The organism is Bacteroidota bacterium, assembly GCA_039111535.1.
Classification (GTDB): domain Bacteria; phylum Bacteroidota; class Rhodothermia; order Rhodothermales; family JAHQVL01; genus JBCCIM01.
Genome location: JBCCIM010000046.1, coordinates 16255 through 35053, shown reverse-complemented (window position 1 = coordinate 35053; position 18799 = coordinate 16255). Strand labels below are relative to the sequence as shown.

Genomic DNA, 18799 nt, shown 5'->3' with positions numbered 1-18799 from the left:
GTTTTCCGGTGTGATACTGAACCGGGTTGGCAGCGCACGCCATGAAAAGATGCTGAGAAATGCGCTTGAACGAATCGGGGTGCAGGTGTTTGGCGCTGTAGGTGGCGCATCTATCCAGCCAGCAGGGCCTTTTACCTGTAATCCGCCCGCATCATCCTGTTTGAGCAGGGTCAGTACCCCATAATCTGTATGCTCTCCCACGCCCCATTGCGTGTTAGTGTTGGGCGCGGCAGGTGCCGGGTAATGAAAAATCCGAAACAGGGTGAGGGGCTGCCGGGTGTAGGCTTCATGTAAGTAACCAGCCGGCAAGCCCAGGCTTAGCGAAATCCCCTCCATCAGGGCGTGTCCTAACTGCGTCATCGCCTCGATATAAGCCAATACGGCGGATTTGAGCGCCGGCATATCTCCAGGAAACAGGTTGGGGCCGTGCATCGGCAATCCGGCGCGAACACGTGGATCGTTTGCGCCCAGCTCTTCTCCAAAATAATAGCCTTCTTTCAGGTCTGGTTTACCCGACGTCAGCTCATCTCCTACTTTAAAATACCCACGCCATGCCTTGCCTCCCAGCGGCATAGCAACAGCCAATTTCTGGTCGGCGTCCCGCTCAAAAAATAAACGGGCCTGTGTCTCCAAGGCCTGCTGCAGCGCGTGGTCAACCCCGTGACCGCTGACGTAAAAAAAGCCGGCCGTTGTACACGCAGTCCGGATTTGCTTTGCAACCTGCGTTACCCCCGCGCTGTGTGTCAGGAGAGGTTGAATATCAATTACAGGGAGAGACATTGTACGTCCTTCTTTATTGTGATAAGTATTGACCTTTCCTTAGCCAATGAAAATAGGTCGACCCTATTAATATGACTATACCTTTGGACGATACTGGCAAGAACAACCATTTTCCCCGCAATAACATGCTCTATCGTCTGATCTACCACAGCACGGCCAAACCTGGCCTCGGCTACCAGCAACTCAAACAAATCCTGCTTTCAGCCGAAAAACACAACCTTGTCAACGAAATTACGGGTGTCCTGCTCTACAGTGAAGGCCAATTCCTCCAGATCCTCGAAGGTAGCAGAGAAAATCTCACGCATACCTTTTTAAGAATCAGCCAGGACTTTCGCCACAGTGAAGCTGTGTTGGTTGATTTTGTAGAAATAGGTGCGCGTGACTTTCCAGCATGGGGCATGAAGCTTATTAAATGGCCCGAATACAAACCCGCCTCTTACATGGGCCCCAAATTTGAAAAGTTTAGGCCCCAGCACTGGACCGGATTAGAAACACACAACGCCATTATGGAGCTTGTCAAAAAGCATAAGTTGGCTGTTAAAGCCTAGCGCCGACGCTTCCAATGCGTTTCTGCATCACAGCCCCTACTTTTAGCTGTATTGATAGCGGATGTGTTCGTCTTTTCGCGGCCCCTGAATGTACCAATCCAGTGTAAATCCGTTCGCTTCGAGCACGAGTTGGCCAGTGTACACATCTGCTGCACAATGATGCGGCTCAGCTGACGTTAATTCAGCAGCGCCAATGCCTACCAGGTCAAACAAAAAAACGGGCTGATTTTCGCCATACCGTAAGTGTTCAAGCTGTATATGGCCCAATTGCAGGTTGCGCGTCCATCGAAATACATTGCGGAAGGCCAGTGTTTGACCGGTGGCAGTCTGCCAGGTACCGGCTTCCCGGAAAAGGATCACGTCTGTAGCCGGCGTGACGTCAACCCTGCCTTTCCCCATGCCATTCCAGCCAGCAGCCCCGTTACCAGACTGCGCGCTAAACGACAACTGCGTTATTGTACCCAGTTGCTTCCATAACCGGGTCAATGCGTGTTGTACTGGGTTATTATCTGTGGCAGATGGCATTAAATTATACCGATTCATGGCTACACCCTAAACTTTCGGGTGAACACTGCGATAGTTCTAATGTAACGCGCGGGTCGTAGAAAAACGTCTTTTACCTGCCAACGCTCGCTCAAAAATGCCACGCCGAGCAGGTGCACATCAGCGACAAATTCTTTCCAGCAGGTCATGAACAAAACAACGTTTATTAACCAGGTAACCCGGCACATCAAACCACTCCCGGCCATTGCAGATCGGGTACTCTATCTGGCAAGGCAAGAGCCTGTTGACTTCAAGCTCCTCGCCCAAGTCATCGAAAACGACGCCGTCCTCAGCGCCCTTGTCATTCGTATGGCCAACTCCCCCATTTACGGCCTGATTCGCAACCGCGTCGAAACGCTTGACCGCGCCATTGTCGTTTTGGGGCAACAACATATTCTCGACTCAACAGGCCTTTACATCACACGGATTCTCCGCCAGATGACAAAAAACACCTGGCCCAAGGGAGATGTCAATTTCTGGAAGCATAACATTGCCGTCGCCATCGCAGCACGCATGCTTGCGGAGCGGATGAATGTATCACACACACAGCTCTGCTTTTTTGCCGGCCTGATCCACGATATTGGCAAAATTGCCCTGCATACCTACGATGCGACGGCGTACCGCGATGTTATGGCCCATGCTGAACAATCCAGCACACCGCTGCAAGCTGCTGAACTGAGCGCTTTCGGTGTTAACCATGCAACCCTTTCTGGCGTAATCAGCCGGAAATGGTTTTTGCCGGTTACCTGCATGAAAGCCGTTGCACACCATCACAATGCAGCAGACAACATCACGGTGACTGTAGCCAATATCATCCGCAGCGCCAACATGCTAGCAAAAATTTGCGGTATTGGTGATAGCGGAAATCCCTATGGGCTTTGCGATCCCCGCCTGTTATTGCCCAATCCGAAATTCAGTGAGGCAGATATTTTTGATATCCTGGATGTTCTGCCGGGACTTGTCGACGAATTATGCGGTAGTGTACTGGGGATCCACGGCATATCGCCGCTTCCTGGATATTTCAAGCAAAACACGCCGAGACCCCATATCGAAGTACACACACGACGGGAATCTGACCGGCTTTTGTTGCGCTACATCTTGTATACACTTGGGTACTACCATGGAAATGATACAGGCGCTACGCAGATTGTTATCATGGACTATATGCCTGAACACGGATTCTCAAACGAATCCATTATCGATTTCAACGCCTGGCGATCGCAGCAGCCCTATACCCCGCATGGCGAACTCAACATTGGCTCACTCCGTAACTGGCTCATCACGCAAATCGACAAAGCCCAACCCAGCTACGCATAACCAACAGGATATAAGAAAGGCCTGTAGCAGAAGCTACAGGCCTTTCTTATAGATATCTTAAGCGCGACTAGCGTACAAAAAACGTCAGTGACCCTTTGCCATACCTGGGAATATCGACGGTATAGTCGCCCCGGTTGTCTTGACCTAAGATGGCTGCTACTGCTTCCTGCACTTCCTCAAACTTTTTTACTTCTGTAAGTTTCAGGTGAGGTGTTTCATCGTTGATAACGAGGCGGGTACAAATGTTCATCACTTCGTACATATTCGACACCATCATTTCAGTCAGGTCGTCGAAGTCTGCCGCGTCTTTGGTTGCGTCGGGTGGCATAAGGGTAATTGAACCACCTGCAAATGCAGCAAACTGTGGATCACAACAACACAACGCGCCAATCTCACCTGCTTCGTCGAGATAGGTGGCTACATATTTGTCAGCCAGGTTCATCGGCATTTTGCTGTATTCAACAACGATCCGGTCACTCAGCAACAAACTGAGCATGTCATAAATATCTTCTTGATTCGGGAGTACTTGTAGCATAATCAGTCGGGATAAAGCTTTAAAGGGGGAAAGCTGCGTGTCTTAGTCCATTACAACCCAAAAGGCTTGCTCAAACGTCTCAACGGTAAACGGTTTGGCAACAAGAAACAGGGCGCCGGCTTTTCGGGCGCGCAGGCGCATGCTGGTGGTTGCTTCTGTAGTAACAAACCCAAACTTGACATTAATGCCTTCCGCCTTAAGCGTTTCCAGCAATTCAATACCGGTCATGTTGGGCATATTCCAATCCGAGAGGACGAGGTCGGGTTTGCTCGCCCGAATGGCAGTCAGCGCTTCCTCACCATCAGCAGCCTGGATAAATTTATAGTTGGACAACCCCGCCTTCTTTGCGGTTTTGATCACAATCATGCGCATGGCCATACTGTCATCGACAACCAGGACTTTCATAGGAGTGGCTCATTAAGGTTCAAATGGTCTGCAATACGGAACTGACGGTGGTCAGTCGAGGGATGTACTAGAGTAATCGACTTTTGCAAAAACAATCTTTAGGTCTTGTCCTTTTTTTCCCATTTTCGAAGGAATAGTGATCAAAAAACGGGTATTTACACGTTTGATTCATTAAGCAACGCGCCCCTCCCGCCCCATTTTGGGGTTATGAAATTGAGAAAAATGCCGATACCCATGTTAGCTGTTGTAGCCTGATCAATCGACGGGATACTGCTGCACCAATCCGGAGACCGGCAACTATTTCCTGCACCTGGCCAAGCTTTTCGGACGCAAGCTAAAAAAGCCAGGGAGGTGCAGGCCCTGATGCAGCAAAGTTCTTGTTCAGACCGATGGCGCATTTTTTGAACCTGCGCGCATCAGGCATCTCATTCAGCAACCGCTTGCGGCAACCCTGCTGCCGGAAGCTCCAAGTCTGACACCAATACCATTCCATGGGCCCTCAGGCTCACACCAGGACCAGCGCTGGATATATGGACGAGCAAGACGAATTAGTAAAAGAGTTTCTTATTGAGAGTTTTGAGTACCTCGACTCGCTCGATGAAGACCTGTTGTCTCTGGAGAAGGAAGCTTCAGATCCCGAGTTGCTTGCCCGCATTTTCCGGGCGCTTCATACTATTAAAGGTACGGGCGGCTTTCTCGACTTCGACAACCTTGTTGCCATTGCTCACGCCGGAGAAGGCTTGCTCGATTGTTTACGTAGTGGCACAGTAGAAGCAACAGAACATGTATCCAGCTCTTTGCTTGAGCTTGTCGACGCCATTCGAGAGGTCCTGCACTCAATTGAAGACACAGGCCGTGATGGAGAAGAAACGTATCAGGAACTCGTCAAAACGCTGGTTAGCCTGCAAGACGGAGAAACAATGGCCGAGCCTGCTGTTGCTGTTCAAGTTGAAGCCGAGCCCTCGGAAGAAGCTGAGCCCGAAGAAGAAGACGAGTTTGCAGCATACCTACGGCAAACCCACGCACATCTCGATGCAATTTATGCAGCCCTGGAAGATTTCCCACGTCAACCGCTCGATTTGCCGCGCATCAGGGAAATACAGGCAGCACTAAAAGGCATTGTTGGTCCCAGTAGCATCATGGGCTTCAGAAAGCTCATTTCCGTGATGCTAGGCATCCGCAAAAAGCTGGATGCGCTTATGGCCGGCGAATGTACGGTCACGGAAGCATTCCTCACAGCGCTTGCCGGCCACGTTGACGCCGCAAAAGTACTGATGGGTAACATCGCTGAAACGGAAGAAGAGAAAGTTACCGACTTCCAGGCGCTTATAGACACGCATATTGCGTTACGCGAAAACAACGCATCCACGCAAGAATCAGCAACCGAGGTGCCGGCTGACATAGCAGAAAAGCCAAAAGAAACCGCAAAGCCGCCAGCAGAAGCTGGTACTGCACCAGTAAAAACGCCTGCCCCCCAACCAACCAAACAAGCCAAAAACGGCGCAGCAGAATTCACAACGTCCAGGCGCAGTTTAGCTGATAACAATATCCGGGTAAATGTTGAACTGCTGGATGCCTTGATGAACCTTGTTGGTGAACTGGTACTGACCCGAAATCAGATTCTACAGTTCACCTCTACCGGCTCCAATCCTGCGTTTGCCAACTCGGCCCAAAACCTCGACCTGATTACAACCGAGTTGCAGGAGGGTGTAATGAAAACCCGGATGCAAACCATCGGAACGATCTGGAAGAAATTCCCCCGGATCGTACATGACCTGGCCAAATCGTGTGACAAGAAGGCCACGATAGAGATGGAAGGCAAAGAAACTGAGCTAGATAAAACGATCATCGAGGCGATCAAAGACCCGCTGACCCATCTGATTCGAAACGCAGTTGACCATGGGCTTGAGTTGCCGGCTGAACGGGTACGCTGCGGCAAGCCAGAGACGGGAAAACTACAGTTACGGGCCTTCCATGAAGGCGGGCACGTAAACATCGAAATTGCAGATGATGGAGCAGGTATTGATCCTGAAAAGATCAAAAACAAGGCGATCAAGAACGGGCTGATTTCTGAATCCCAGGGCGCTCGGATGTCTGATCGCGAAATACATAACCTGATCTTTGTATCAGGATTCTCAACCGCACAGCAGGTTAGCAACATATCGGGGCGCGGCGTCGGTATGGATGTCGTAAAAACCTATATCGAGCGGATTGGTGGCACGGTCGACATCCACAGCAAGCTTGGCACCGGCACCACAATCAAAATCAAAATTCCTCTCACGCTCGCTATCATCCCGGCATTGATCGTAAAGGTTCAGAATGAACGCTTTGCCCTCCCTCAGGTGAACCTGCTTGAGTTGGTCAGGCTGGAAGGCGATCAAATCGAAACACACATTGAGTTAATCCACAACACCCCGGTTTACAGACTTCGTGGCAAACTCCTGCCCCTGGTTTACCTGGACCGCGAACTGGAGCTTGCCAGCGAACCTGCTGAGACAGAGGAGCACGACGAAGATGAGTTGACTGCTATTAATATTGTGGTTTTGCAAGCGGAAGATCAACCTTTTGGCCTGGTGGTTCAACAGGTAGTAGACACGGAGGAGGTGGTCGTGAAGCCGCTCACCAAGCTGCTAAAACACCAATCGACATTTGCCGGCGCAACCATTATGGGTGACGGCAAAATTGCGCTGATTCTTGATGTCGCCGGCCTTGCAAGAAAAGGTGGTGTCATGTCGCAGAATGAAAACATTAAAGGGCGCGCAGAAGCCACATTCCAGAAAGAAGACAGCGAGCGCACAACCTTACTGCTTGCGCGCGTCACGGAAGACCGTCAAGTTGCGATCCCGCTTTCCATGATTTCCAGATTGGAAGAAATTGACGCAAATGCCATCGAGCAAACAGGCCGGCAGGAAATTATCCAGTACCGCGGCGATCTGATGCCGCTCATACGGTTGACCAACTTGCTCAATTTGCCGGCGCCAAATGACACGGATGCCAATGAATGCCTCCAGGTGGTTGTTTGCCAGAAGAATGGGGTCAATATCGGTATGGTGGTGGATGCCATTGTGGATATCGTTGAAGAGCAAATTGTGATGCAAGAGCGCTCGGGCTTCGTAAAAAGCGTAGCCATTATCCAAAATCGGGCAACAGATCTACTGAGTATTGAAGAAGTGCTGGACACCGTTGACACGGGCATCTTTGAACGGACCACAGTTGCGCCATTACAGCAATAAACCCGGAAATCCATGGACATTAAGAAGCAATTCTGCACGTTTTACCTGAACGATATGCTCTTTGGCATCGATGTCTTGAAAGTGCAGGAAATCATTCGGCCCCAGGAAATGACGGAAGTGCCGCTTGCGGCGCCGGCTATCCGTGGGCTCATCAATTTAAGGGGACAGGTTGTAACTGCGATAGATTTGAGAACATGGTTGGGGTTTTCTCCAATGGCAGACAGCGAAGCAGCCATGAACGTCGTGATTCGTGCTGACGAAGATATTCTCAGCTTTTTGGTTGACGACATCGGAGATGTAGTTGAGCCTGATGAACACGCTTTTGAAAGCCCGCCTGAAACCCTGATTGAGAATATTCGGGAGCTCATAAGTGGCGTTTACAAACTTGAAAACCAGCTGTTACTCGTCATGGATGCTGAACGAACTTTTGAACTCTTCGCAGAGCGATTCAACAGCCAAAACAAACTGGCTGTTGCCTGATCCTTCCACCAGCTTTTACAAAGTGCTTACCTGAACAATCATGCAAACGTTAGAATATCTAAAAGAGTCTGTTGCGTCGAAGAACCTCGACCAAGGCATCAAAGCAGGTGGTCTACAGGGCCATAACAACCTCAATGACAAATTCCATATAGACGACTTCAACCTCAGACAGCGGCGGGAATTTCTCCGGTTGGGCGAAGAGGAAAAGGCGATTATGATTGAGTTGATTCCCTGGGCCAAAACCAATGGTCCAAGGATCATCAAAGATTTGTATGACTGGCAATTCAGCTTTCCGAATACTACGGCGATTTTTGATGACATGAGCGCTGCGCGCAGCATTCGCACCACCGAATTGCGGAAGCAGCTGGAAAGCACACATACGGCCTATTTCACGGGCTGTTTTACTGGCGCTCGCGAAGACTGGGGGCTCGAATATTTTGAAAGCCGGCTGCACATGGGCACTAAAAATGATCAGCACAACATGCCTTTCAAGTGGTTTGTGGGATCTTATGCAGAACTACTTTCACTAACCCTCCAGCAGCTTAAAAAATCGTATGACGACGAAGACTTCATCGAAAAGGCCCAGTCGATCATTACCCGCGTCTTTTTGCTAGACATCCAGGCTGTTGGCGATGCATCGCTGCTGAACACAGTTGACGCGCTTGGCATTGATCTAGGCGGCATTGAAACGGTTCAGGACACAGACCTTACCGACCATCTCGGACAAATCAGAAACGAGATGTCAATTACCCAGCAGCAGAATGATGACTATGAAGGGCAACTCAATGCCATTAATCAGTCTTTTGCTGTCATTGAATTTGAATTGGATGGCACCATCCGGCACGCCAATATTAACTTCCTAAACACACTGGGCTACAGCCTTGAAGAAGTGCAAGGGCAACACCACCGGATGTTTGTTAGCCCGGAAGAAGCCTACAGCGCGGCTTACAAAGATTTCTGGGACGCACTGGGTGAAGGGAAATACCAAGCCGGCGAATTTATGCGGCTTGATAAAAAAGGAAATGAAGTCTGGATTCAAGCTTCTTATAACCCCGTACTTGACCAAAACGGCGATCCATTCAAAATTGTCAAGTATGCGAGCGAGATCACAGAGCAGGTCACGATGCGCTCTTATTTCAAGAGCCAGCTTGAGGCCATCAACAAGTCACAGGCAGTCATTGAGTTCGAATTGGATGGTACCATCATCACGGCCAATGAAAATTTCCTGAAAACACTTGGCTATTCGCTGGAAGAAATCCAACGCAAACATCACAGAATGTTTGTCACACCTGCGCATGCAAAGAGTGCGCGATACAAAAATTTCTGGGAGCTACTTGGCCGTGGTGAATACCAGTCCGGCGAGTTTATGCGCGTTGCAAAAGACGGCTCGGAGCGTTGGATACAGGCATCTTACAATCCTGTTTTTAATCCACAAGGCCAGCCTGTCAAGGTAGTCAAGTATGCAACGGACGTCACGGAGACGGTACTAGCACGGGCAAACTTCCAGGGACAGCTTGATGCCATTCATAAGTCGCAGGCAGTCATTGAGTTTGAACTCGACGGCACCATCATCACAGCCAACGACAATTTCCTGAACACGCTTGGCTATTCGCTGCGTGAAGTACAGGGGCAACATCACAGCATGTTTGCTACGCCAGAATTGGCCAACAGCGCTGAGTATAAAGCCTTTTGGGAGCAACTGGGATACGGTGAGTACCAGTCAGGAGAGTTCATGCGCGTTGCAAAAGACGGATCCAATGTATGGATACAGGCTTCGTATAATCCGATCTACAACCCACAGGGCCAACCCTACAAGGTCGTTAAATACGCCACTGACATCACTGAGCAGGTCACTTCGCGTGCCAATTTTGAGGGCCAGCTCGACGCCATTCACAAGTCGCAGGCAGTCATTGAGTTTGAACTCGATGGCACCATTCTCACGGCAAACGATAATTTCCTAAACACACTCGGCTATTCCCTGGGCGAAGTACAGGGACAGCATCACAGCATGTTTGCTACATCCGAATTTGCTGCAAGTGCTGAGTATAAAGCGTTCTGGGCCAGGCTCGGACGCGGTGAGTACCAGTCTGGTGAGTTTATGCGCGTCGCCAAAGACGGCGCAGAAGTATGGATTCAGGCTTCTTACAACCCGATTTATAATCCGGAAGGTGAGGCTTACAAGGTTGTCAAATACGCAACGGACATCACCGAGCAGGTGATGGCGCGTGCCAATTTTGAAGGCCAGCTCGAAGCCATACACAAATCGCAGGCAGTCATTGAGTTTGAACTCGATGGCACCATCATCACGGCCAACGATAATTTCCTGCAGGCACTCGGCTATACGCTGAACGAAGTGCAAGGCAAACACCACCGTATCTTTGTGGACCGGGCCTATGCACAGAGCCAGGAATACAAAGACTTCTGGGCCAGCCTGAATCAAGGGCGCTACCAAAGCGGTGAATTCAAGCGCTTTGGCAGCAGTGGCAATGAAGTATGGATACAGGCTTCTTATAACCCGATTTACGACCCGAATGGCAAACCGATCAAAGTAGTCAAGTATGCATCTGACGTAACAGCCGCGGTACAGTCTAAAATTCACCTGAAAGAAAGCGTAGACAGCATGCTGGAGGTTGTTGATGCAGCCTCGCGGGGAGATCTCTCCATTGCGGTTGGCGTATCGGGTGAAGATGCTATTGGCAAAATGGGTGAAGGCCTGCAACGGTTCATCGAAAACCTGAAAGAAACGATTATCAAAATTGATGACAGTGCCCAGATGCTGACGTCCGCATCAGAGCAGCTTTCAGCAGTGAGCGAAACGATGGGTGGCAGTGCTACTGAAACCTCGTCACAAGCCAACCTGGTAGCTGCTGCAGCTGAACAGGTAAGCAGCAATATTCAAACTGTAGCAGCCGGCGCAGAAGAAATGACAGCCAGCATCAAGTCGGTTGCAAGCAGTGCCGGCGAAGCTTCTCGCGTAGCCAATGAAGCAGTACAGGCTGCTGAGCAGACAAACCAGACCGTTTCCAAACTTGGCGAAAGCAGTACTGAAATTGGCAAGGTCATCAAAGTAATTACCTCCATTGCCCAGCAGACCAACTTGCTTGCACTCAATGCAACAATTGAAGCAGCACGCGCCGGAGAAGCCGGCAAAGGCTTTGCAGTTGTTGCCAACGAAGTGAAAGAGTTAGCCAAGCAAACTGCACAGGCGACGGAAGAAATCAGTCAGAAAATCGAAGCCATTCAAACGGATACCCAGGGCGCTGTGCAGGCCATCAGCCACATCAGCAGTATCATTGGCCAGATCAATGAATTCCAGGGCACCATTGCTACGGCGGTTGAAGAGCAGTCCAGCACAACGTCTGAAATTGCGCGTAACGTGCACGAAGCAGCCAAAGGCAGCGCTGAGATTGCGGAGAACATCACCAAAGTGGCCATGGCCGCAGAAAGCACATCAAGTGGTGCAAGTGATACCAGCAGCGCCACGATGGAGCTTACCAAAATGGCAAATACGCTACAAAACATTGTAGCACAATTCAAATACTAGGCTGAACACGGGGCAATGGCAGGCTGCTGATGCTGTCTGCCATTGCTATTTGGCCCGGGGCTGTACACATCCCTCATCCTTAAATCCCAGTGAGGATTCGTTACTATGATTCAGGTACTTATTGTCGATGAATCAGTACTGGAACGCCGGCTCATCAAAAAGGCGCTTGAGGAAGATCCCGAGATAGGTGTTGCCAGCACCGCTCCCAATGGCCTGATTGCGCTTCGAAAGGTTGACCAACTCGATCCAGACCTCATTCTCCTGGATATCAACCTGCCAGACATGGACGGCATTGATGCCCTGCGCATCATGAAAAACATGCGGCCCAAAACACCAATTATTGTTTTTACGGCGCACAATGAAAACGCAGCAGCCTCAACCATCCAAGCCCTTGAACTTGGAGCTGCCGATTTTATTGAGAAGCCGTCTGGCGCACGAGACTTTGAGGAGAGCAAATCCTTGATAGCCAGAAGCCTGGTTCCTAAAATCAAGGCCATTCACCACCAAATCCAGACCCCTCACATCCGAATCCCTGCAGTACAGAAGGGGTTCGAATCGTTACGCCCTCGCTCAAACACGCATATCAAGCCGAAGCATATCGACTGCGTAGCGATTGGGGTATCAACGGGGGGCCCAGATGCCCTTGTCAAAATTTTCCCAAGCTTCCCGGCTGATTTTCCTATTCCGATTGTAATTGTCCAGCACATGCCGCCGTTGTTTACCAAGAACCTTGCGGATCGGCTGGATACGATTTCAGAACTTGATGTAAAGGAATGCCGGCCGGGCGACGTCTTATACAAAGGGGGGGCTTGGGTAGCCGCTGGCGGATTCCACATGACAGTCCGCAAAGCCATGGGACAGGTTATTATCAGTACAAGCAAAGATACGCCTGAGGTGGGCTGCAGGCCTTCTGTAAACGTTTTATTCAGGTCGGTAGCGCGCGCTTTTGGTGCCAACGTCCTTGCAGTCATGTTAACAGGTATGGGAAAAGACGGTCTGGAAGGTAGCCGACACATTGTGGACGCCGGCGGTACCCTGATTGCACAGGACGAAGCCAGTTCTGTGGTTTGGGGCATGCCTGGTGCTGTCGCTCGCGCCGGCCTTACCGATACGCTGATTCCTCTGGCCCGAATGGGTGATGAAATTGTCCAACGGACAGCACGCAACACTCGGTCATATACCTATCAACCGGAATACAATGAAGCCGCAAGATTTTGAATTCCTGAGAACCCTCGTGCAGCGGGAAAGTGGAATCTCGCTGTATGAAGAGAAAATGTACCTCATCAATGCGCGGCTAAAGCCCGTGTTGAAGCAAAGGAATCTCCAGAACATTGATGAACTTATCATCCGTTTGAGATGGCAGCCTACGCCGCAGCTCATTCAGGAAGTCATTAATGTCCTTACCATCCACGAGACATTCTTTTTTAGGGATGATGCACCGTTCGATGTGTTGCGTACCACGGTGCTGCCGGCCCTCATCAAAGCACGGAGCGAGGCCCGTAGCTTGAATATCTGGAGCGCAGCCTGCTCAAGTGGACAGGAGCCGTATAGCATCGCCATGATGCTGCGGGAATACTTCCCTGAACTGCGAAACTGGCACATCTACATTTATGCAACTGATATCTCAGCGCCCATTCTCGAAAAAGCACGTGCAGGACAATACTCTCAATTTGAAGTAGAGCGCGGCTTGCCGGCCAATTTCCTGATATATTTTGAGCAAGATGGGCAAGGATGGCGCGTGAAAGAAGCCATACGCACCATGGTAACCTTCGAAACAGCCAACCTTGTACAACCATGGCCGGCCTACACTCCTGCGATGGACATTATCCTGATGCGCAACGTGCTTATCTATTTCGAAAATGACACCAAGAAGAAAATCCTGGGCAACGTTAAGAAATATCTCCACCACGACGGATACCTGTTCCTGGGGCAGTCCGAAACCGTCTCCCAACTCGATACTTCGTTTGAACTCTGTCATTACTCCTCATCTTCTTGTTTCCGGCTCGCGCCCGTGTACACGCAGCAGGCTGTATCGCAATAAGTGATGTAACGGGCTCTGGGCAATTAATGGAGCAAAAAAACGGGGATCCAGGCGCTGGATTGCGCCTACATCCCCGATGCGATATCAACAAAGCTGTTGATTCGTATGCAGACCCATATCAGTCCGCAGCAAAACAATAGAAAAGGCCATCGCCCCCTGTGTCTTGCAGGTTTTGCTGGCTGCATCCACGGGAGCCGTGGGCTGAATGCCACGAAGTGGGATTATCGCCACCGCCTGTGCGGTCGTGATGTCCTACCAGCGCGCTTCCTTCGCCGTTAATCATCCAGTTTGAACACGTGCTGTCTCCTTCCCCGTCGAACGCTGTACCATCAAGCTCAGCGCCTGTAAGGATGTCATGCCGGTTGGGGTCATCTCCCCGGCCATTCATTTCATCGCCTATTTCCGTAAGTACAGTGGCTTTGGTCAGGTTATTATTATCCCTGTGGAGGTTGGCAACGCTGCTGGCAACTTCAACGCCTTTCGCGTTATACCAGGGTCCGGAGCCAATGCGGTCGCGTGCGTCAACGCCGACTTAGTCTCCCATAGCAACGGTGTTAAGGTAAGCCTTCCAGTCGCGATGCCCCTGCCCTGCCGCAACACCCAGTTTCTGGTAGTGCAGGTCTGCACACCATCAAGGCCGCCGAGGTTGGCGCCATCACTGGGGCCAGCGCTGGTTTGGTGGTCAATTAACTCAATTTAGCAGATTAGCTCCTCATATTCGAACCATAGCAGAAAGGCATCGCAAAATGGCCCGGTTATGGAGGTATCCTGCAGAAAAGGACCCCTTCTTTACCACACCTACCGTATCTTGCGAGTCCACTTCCATCAATGGGAATAATTCGAATTATGCAAAGACTGCTTTATTGCGGTATCCTGCTTAGTTTTGCATTGACAGCAGAAGCGCAACCTGATGCAAGAACATTTCAAAATTTTTTCAGAGACGGCTCACATGTTGGCGGCTTTTATGGGGATGCCGGCCTGAACTATGCCGACTTCGACGGCGCCAATGTGCTTGATGTCGGCGCGCAGTTGGGATTTCGGCTTGGCCGGGCTTTTGAACTGGGCGTCGATCTTGTTTATATCTCGGTGGATCGGGAATTTGGTGACAATCTCAACGGCCTCTCAGACATAGGCGTTACGGGCCGGTACCTGATTTCGTCAGATAACAACACGGACATATCCGTGGGCGGTGGACTCACCCTTCCTGTAGGTGATGAAGACGTTGGACAGGGGGACGTTGATGTCAGGGTGTTTGGGGCACTCCGTCATGCCACAAACCCTACCCTTGCCATTACGGGTGTGTTTGGCATCGAATTCCTCGAACAGGGTGATGATTACGACTATTCCCTGCGCCTTGCCGGCGGCCTCGTCTGGCAAACAGATCCTGATCTGCAATTTCTTGCAGAACTCAACTTTCTGACAGACATGGACAGTGCACTGCTAACGTTTGGCGCGGACTACCGGCTAAACGGCGGCAATCGACTCAGGCCGGCATTCGGAATTGGTGTCGATGACGGCTCGCCGGATCTGGTACTACTTGCCCGTTTCTTTTTCCGCTAGGTGCTGAAAATTAATAAGGCCGGCTATGGTAGCCGGCCTTATTTGTATTCAGGTGCTGAATACAGCCTATCCTTTGGTTGCCTTCAACATGCGTGGACTCACGCCGTGGATACGCATTTCAATAAGCTTGTTCACGCGCGGGGTGTAGCCGGCTTCTTTTACTTCGCGTACGAATGACGCGCTTACACCATGAATGCGCATCTCAACGAGCTTGTTGACCGGAATATTTTTATAGCCCAGATCTGCCAGTTCGGAAACGTACGAACTGGTCACACCGTGGATTTTCATCTCGACCAGCTTGTCCATCGATACGTTGTCATATCCCAGTTTCCCCATTGTCTCAACAAACTGCTCGCTCACGCCATGAATACGCATCTGCACGTATTCCTTCAGCGGTGCATTGTCATAGCCGGCATCTACAAATGATTGTACGTAGGCCGGGCTCACACCATGGATACGCAACTCAACAAGCTTGTCGAGCGATTTCAGGTTGAAACCGATCTCCTGAAATTCCCCAACAAAATCGGTAGATACGCCATGGATACGTGCAGCCAATAGTTCATCATAAGGCAGGTCGCTAAACCCAAGGGCAGCCATTTCTTCGATATACTCGACGGTGACGCCATGAATGCGCATCGCGATAAACTCATCATGGGTAATATCTTTGTATCCAAACCGGCGAATATCGCGGATATATTCCGGCGTCAATCCGTGAATGGCAGAGGCCAGCAGATCATCGTAACTCAGATCGGCAAATCCGAGTTTGTCGAGTTCTTTAACGAAGCTGGTCGTCACGTCGTGGATCGCCAATTGGAGCAACTTGTCTTGTCCGAGCGACTTGTACCCAAGCCGGCCCATGTCGCGGACATACGTTTCGCTTATCGTAAAATCGAACGTCCCTGAGCCAGCGTCATCCACAAACTGGCCATCGAAGGCAAACACGCCAGCTTCGCGCGGCAGTTGAAACGCAACGCTCGATTTCCCGTTGTGCCCGCGAGAAATAGCCAAACCATCAAGGTCCTTGAGCGGAATGGTGAAATTAAAGCCGTGACGGTCGCGTTTCGTGTTGGCACGCATGGTAATCCAAAGCGTTTCAGAAACGCCGCGCCACTTGTGCTCCTGGAATTCAGCAATCCAGGTACCCGTGATGTCCGCTGAGCGGGTCGATTGGGCCGGCTGTGTATCTGCTTCATTAGACGCAGCATTTGCCAGGTATTGTGTTGTTGCCCCACCCATCAGTAAAAGGGTTGCAAGGGCGTATAATGTTCTTTTCATTGAACCAGTCAGGTTTGTGTGTTGCAGCATGTACATCTTCCGACAGGGTACACTGCAGCCTAACGTGTTTGTACGTTAGTTGTCTTTGAGAGACTTGATGAAGTCGGCATCTACACCATGCTTGCGCATATCGATCAACTTTTCGACAGAGATTTCGTCGATGCCGGCGGCTTTGAGTTCTTTAATGTACCGGGCATCCACACCGTATTTGCGCATTCGAATCAGGTCATCAGCGTCAAGGTCCATACCTAACTCGCTCATTTCCTGCAGATATCGGTTGTCTACGCCGTACTTCGATAGCGAAATCACTTCATTCAACGATAAGTCGCGGTAGCCGTATTTGATCAACGATTCCATCACACGATCTTGCACGCCGTACTTGCTCGCACTGATCAGCTCATCAGCCGTCAGGTTCTCATAGCCGTAGCTATTAAGCGATTTAACCAGGCTACCACTTACACCATATTTGCTTGCCTGAATCAATTCATCCAGTGAAAGATCATACCCGGCTTCTTTTAGATCTGACGCCAGATCAGGGCGCACGCCATATTTCGAGGCATCTATGACATCATTCAGGCTTGCGTCACCATAACCGTTTTCATTCATCCAATCGAGTGTCCGTGCATTGACGCCGTACTTACTGGCTCGAATCAGATCGTCAAGGTCGAGGTTTTTGTAATCATATTTGCCCAACGCTTCGATTAGATCAGGCTGCACACCATACTTCCGGGCATTCACGAGGTCGTCTACGTCAAGGTTGTCATACCCATACGCGTCAAGCATTTCAACAAGCTCAAGATCAACGCCATATTTAGAGAGTCTAGTCAGTTCATCAGCGGATAGGCCTGTGTATCCCAGCTCATTGATCATCGCAACATAATCAGGATTCACGCCATACTTGCTCATTTCTGCGTACGCATCCAGGCTCTGGGTTGTATAGCCGGCGTCGCGCATCTTTCTGATGTACGAGGCTCTTGCACCATACTTCCCAAGGCGAACCAGGGTTGAATACGATAGCTCGGTATATCCAAGCTCCTTCAGTTCTGTGATGAAATCAGCATCAATCCCGTATTTACGCAACTGAATGATCTGGTCGATTGACAGTGAGTCAATCATCACATCAGACATTAACATATCGGATTCACTGATTTTCCCGGGAAAGGTGGCAATTGGTCCCGGCAGCATTACTGGTGCAGGACTGGCAGGATACCTGTCAGGCAACGTCGCCACAGGAGCTGCGGCAGGGTTTGTTGGGACAATTACTGGTACGGGAGAAGCCAAACGGTTTGGTGTTGGCGCAAATACAGGTGCTGCGCTGGTAATTCCCGGTAATACAGGCGCTACAGCCGGCGCACTGGCAATTGACTGGGGAATATCGGATACCCGTTGGGCAGTTGCCGGCTGCATTACCGCCAATGGCAGTACAATACAGGCAACCATAAATACAGAGAGCACAAGGCTGGCTTTGTTTAAGTTTCTTCTACGCATAGGATCTAGTATCGAAAGTAGGCGGCCTTCAAGTTGAGACTGACGGGCCATGGAAAGGGTAGCGAGGTTCGACCACTCAGCACTTTTTATCTGCCGGGCAGTCTGGAGCAATGTTTCAGCATAACTGGCAGCTTCCACGCCGGCTTCCAGTACCAGATCATCGCAGGCTCTTTCACGCTCAATCATCAACTGTCGGGCAGCAACCCAGACCAGCGGATTGAACCAGTAGAGCGCACAGGTAATTTGTGTCAACAGATGTAAAAGGCAATCGCGTCGCTTCACATGGGCCATCTCGTGGTACATTACGGTGCGGCGCTGCGCTTCATCCCATTCATTGGCATTTTCAGGTAAAACGACAACAGGCCGCAGAATACCAACACTCATCGGCACGGCAGTCCAGGCACTTTTGCGCAGGCGCACATACCCTTCAATACCCAGGCGCTTCGTTACCCGCTCTGCCAGCAATTGCCAGTCTTCGTCGTGTACGAGTTCCGATTTACGGACGAGGAGCGTAGCGCCGGCGTGTGCCAGAGCAAGCCGCGTCAGGGCTACAAAAACGCCCAACAACCAGATCACAAATGCCCACGTTGTCCAGTGAAAATTCAGCCCTTTAAAGTAGGCTGAAAGGCTGGCAGCCCAAGACGTATCTGCCCCATCAGGTGTAGCGGATTGCGTGGGTGGCAACAAAGCTTCTTCGTCTGATGAATCAACATCAGGAGGCAAGGCCTCTTCTGTGACGGAGGGCATTGGGATAGCATCAGCCGGCGGTGTTGTAGTCACAGCCCTGTCGATTTCTTCAACAGATAGGTCAGCAAGGTAATCGAGGTGCCATGCCGGAAGCACGCTGGAAAGGACCGGGAGCAGCATCAGGCTCAAGAGGCCGGCGCACCATACAGTATAGCGCACAGCAGCAGCACTGCCCCGCAAAGCGTAAGCAATAATCCATGTTGCAGAAAGTACCAATACACCTTTGAAAAACAGGAGCATCAGATTGGCAATCCAGGGGCTCATGTTGGCCGATAATAATGTAGATTCAAGTAGTGCTTGCAT

14 protein-coding genes and 1 pseudogene are annotated in these 18799 nt (G+C 50.6%); 8 read left to right on the top strand and 7 right to left on the bottom strand.

What is annotated here, in order from left to right; genetic code table 11:
• Positions 1 to 132 precede the first annotated feature (132 nt).
• A pseudogene (locus AAF564_09575) lies at positions 133 to 780 on the bottom strand (2-oxoglutarate and iron-dependent oxygenase domain-containing protein).
• A 125-nt stretch (positions 781 to 905) separates the two neighbouring features.
• Between AAF564_09575 and AAF564_09570 the strand changes: the two are divergent.
• Positions 906 to 1328, top strand: a complete 423-nt coding sequence (locus tag AAF564_09570) for a BLUF domain-containing protein (GenBank protein MEM8485787.1) — start codon at positions 906 to 908, stop codon at positions 1326 to 1328.
• A gap of 42 nt (positions 1329 to 1370) precedes the next feature.
• Here AAF564_09570 and AAF564_09565 read toward each other — a convergent pair whose 3' ends face one another.
• Complete coding sequence (locus AAF564_09565; GenBank protein ID MEM8485786.1) at positions 1371 to 1871, bottom strand: DUF6314 family protein; 501 nt, start codon at positions 1869 to 1871, stop codon at positions 1371 to 1373.
• Positions 1872 to 2018: 147 nt separating this feature from the next.
• Here AAF564_09565 and AAF564_09560 point away from each other — a divergent pair, with 147 nt between their 5' ends.
• Complete coding sequence (locus tag AAF564_09560; protein MEM8485785.1) at positions 2019 to 3188, top strand: HDOD domain-containing protein; 1170 nt, start codon at positions 2019 to 2021, stop codon at positions 3186 to 3188.
• A 67-nt stretch (positions 3189 to 3255) separates the two neighbouring features.
• Here AAF564_09560 and AAF564_09555 read toward each other — a convergent pair whose 3' ends face one another.
• Together AAF564_09555 and AAF564_09550 are read right to left on the bottom strand one after the other, a co-directional pair.
• On the bottom strand, positions 3256 to 3723 hold the full coding sequence (locus AAF564_09555; GenBank protein ID MEM8485784.1) for a hypothetical protein: 468 nt from the start codon (positions 3721 to 3723) through the stop codon (positions 3256 to 3258).
• A gap of 42 nt (positions 3724 to 3765) precedes the next feature.
• The gene (locus AAF564_09550; protein MEM8485783.1) at positions 3766 to 4128 is read right to left on the bottom strand and encodes a response regulator; all 363 of its coding nucleotides are present in this window, start codon (positions 4126 to 4128) and stop codon (positions 3766 to 3768) included.
• A gap of 530 nt (positions 4129 to 4658) precedes the next feature.
• Between AAF564_09550 and AAF564_09545 the strand changes: the two genes are divergently transcribed.
• The 5 genes from AAF564_09545 to AAF564_09525 all read left to right on the top strand — a co-directional run bounded on the left by AAF564_09545 (position 4659) and on the right by AAF564_09525 (position 13426).
• Positions 4659 to 7361, top strand: coding sequence for a chemotaxis protein CheW (locus AAF564_09545; GenBank protein MEM8485782.1), 2703 nt, complete (start codon positions 4659 to 4661; stop codon positions 7359 to 7361).
• 12 nt (positions 7362 to 7373) lie between these two features.
• Positions 7374 to 7841, top strand: a complete 468-nt coding sequence (locus tag AAF564_09540; protein ID MEM8485781.1) for a chemotaxis protein CheW — start codon at positions 7374 to 7376, stop codon at positions 7839 to 7841.
• 40 nt (positions 7842 to 7881) lie between these two features.
• Positions 7882 to 11385 carry a PAS domain-containing protein gene (locus AAF564_09535; protein ID MEM8485780.1) on the top strand — a complete coding sequence of 1168 codons (3504 nt, stop codon included), beginning with the start codon at positions 7882 to 7884 and terminating at the stop codon, positions 11383 to 11385.
• A 105-nt stretch (positions 11386 to 11490) separates the two neighbouring features.
• A complete protein-coding gene (locus tag AAF564_09530) occupies positions 11491 to 12603 on the top strand; it encodes a chemotaxis response regulator protein-glutamate methylesterase (GenBank protein ID MEM8485779.1) in 1113 nt (370 codons plus the stop codon).
• Positions 12584 to 13426 carry a protein-glutamate O-methyltransferase CheR gene (locus AAF564_09525; protein MEM8485778.1) on the top strand — a complete coding sequence of 281 codons (843 nt, stop codon included), beginning with the start codon at positions 12584 to 12586 and terminating at the stop codon, positions 13424 to 13426. Before AAF564_09530 ends, AAF564_09525 begins: the two co-directional genes overlap by 20 nt.
• A gap of 118 nt (positions 13427 to 13544) precedes the next feature.
• Here the strand turns inward: AAF564_09525 and AAF564_09520 are convergent, their stop codons facing one another.
• Complete coding sequence (locus AAF564_09520) at positions 13545 to 13814, bottom strand: hypothetical protein (protein MEM8485777.1); 270 nt, start codon at positions 13812 to 13814, stop codon at positions 13545 to 13547.
• 458 nt (positions 13815 to 14272) lie between these two features.
• Here AAF564_09520 and AAF564_09515 point away from each other — a divergent pair, with 458 nt between their 5' ends.
• Positions 14273 to 14986 carry a hypothetical protein gene (locus tag AAF564_09515; protein MEM8485776.1) on the top strand — a complete coding sequence of 238 codons (714 nt, stop codon included), beginning with the start codon at positions 14273 to 14275 and terminating at the stop codon, positions 14984 to 14986.
• A gap of 66 nt (positions 14987 to 15052) precedes the next feature.
• Here AAF564_09515 and AAF564_09510 read toward each other — a convergent pair whose 3' ends face one another.
• Together AAF564_09510 and AAF564_09505 are read right to left on the bottom strand one after the other, a co-directional pair.
• Positions 15053 to 16261, bottom strand: coding sequence for a hypothetical protein (locus tag AAF564_09510; protein MEM8485775.1), 1209 nt, complete (start codon positions 16259 to 16261; stop codon positions 15053 to 15055).
• 75 nt (positions 16262 to 16336) lie between these two features.
• On the bottom strand, positions 16337 to 18799 hold the full coding sequence (locus AAF564_09505; protein MEM8485774.1) for a M56 family metallopeptidase: 2463 nt from the start codon (positions 18797 to 18799) through the stop codon (positions 16337 to 16339).

What these genes read in the sequence shown, in the direction of transcription:
- AAF564_09535 (MEM8485780.1), top strand. Translation starts at nt 7,882, where the DNA reads ATGCAAACGTTAGAATATCTAAAAGAGTCTGTTGCGTCGAAGAACCTC.
- AAF564_09530 (MEM8485779.1), top strand. Translation starts at nt 11,491, where the DNA reads ATGATTCAGGTACTTATTGTCGATGAATCAGTACTGGAACGCCGGCTC.
- AAF564_09515 (MEM8485776.1), top strand. Translation starts at nt 14,273, where the DNA reads ATGCAAAGACTGCTTTATTGCGGTATCCTGCTTAGTTTTGCATTGACA.
- AAF564_09505 (MEM8485774.1), bottom strand. Translation starts at nt 18,799, where the DNA reads ATGCAAGCACTACTTGAATCTACATTATTATCGGCCAACATGAGCCCC.
- AAF564_09520 (MEM8485777.1), bottom strand. Translation starts at nt 13,814, where the DNA reads ATGAATGGCCGGGGAGATGACCCCAACCGGCATGACATCCTTACAGGC.
- AAF564_09545 (MEM8485782.1), top strand. Translation starts at nt 4,659, where the DNA reads ATGGACGAGCAAGACGAATTAGTAAAAGAGTTTCTTATTGAGAGTTTT.
- AAF564_09540 (MEM8485781.1), top strand. Translation starts at nt 7,374, where the DNA reads ATGGACATTAAGAAGCAATTCTGCACGTTTTACCTGAACGATATGCTC.
- AAF564_09555 (MEM8485784.1), bottom strand. Translation starts at nt 3,723, where the DNA reads ATGCTACAAGTACTCCCGAATCAAGAAGATATTTATGACATGCTCAGT.
- AAF564_09565 (MEM8485786.1), bottom strand. Translation starts at nt 1,871, where the DNA reads ATGAATCGGTATAATTTAATGCCATCTGCCACAGATAATAACCCAGTA.
- AAF564_09525 (MEM8485778.1), top strand. Translation starts at nt 12,584, where the DNA reads ATGAAGCCGCAAGATTTTGAATTCCTGAGAACCCTCGTGCAGCGGGAA.
- AAF564_09560 (MEM8485785.1), top strand. Translation starts at nt 2,019, where the DNA reads ATGAACAAAACAACGTTTATTAACCAGGTAACCCGGCACATCAAACCA.
- AAF564_09570 (MEM8485787.1), top strand. Translation starts at nt 906, where the DNA reads ATGCTCTATCGTCTGATCTACCACAGCACGGCCAAACCTGGCCTCGGC.
- AAF564_09550 (MEM8485783.1), bottom strand. Translation starts at nt 4,128, where the DNA reads ATGAAAGTCCTGGTTGTCGATGACAGTATGGCCATGCGCATGATTGTG.
- AAF564_09510 (MEM8485775.1), bottom strand. Translation starts at nt 16,261, where the DNA reads ATGAAAAGAACATTATACGCCCTTGCAACCCTTTTACTGATGGGTGGG.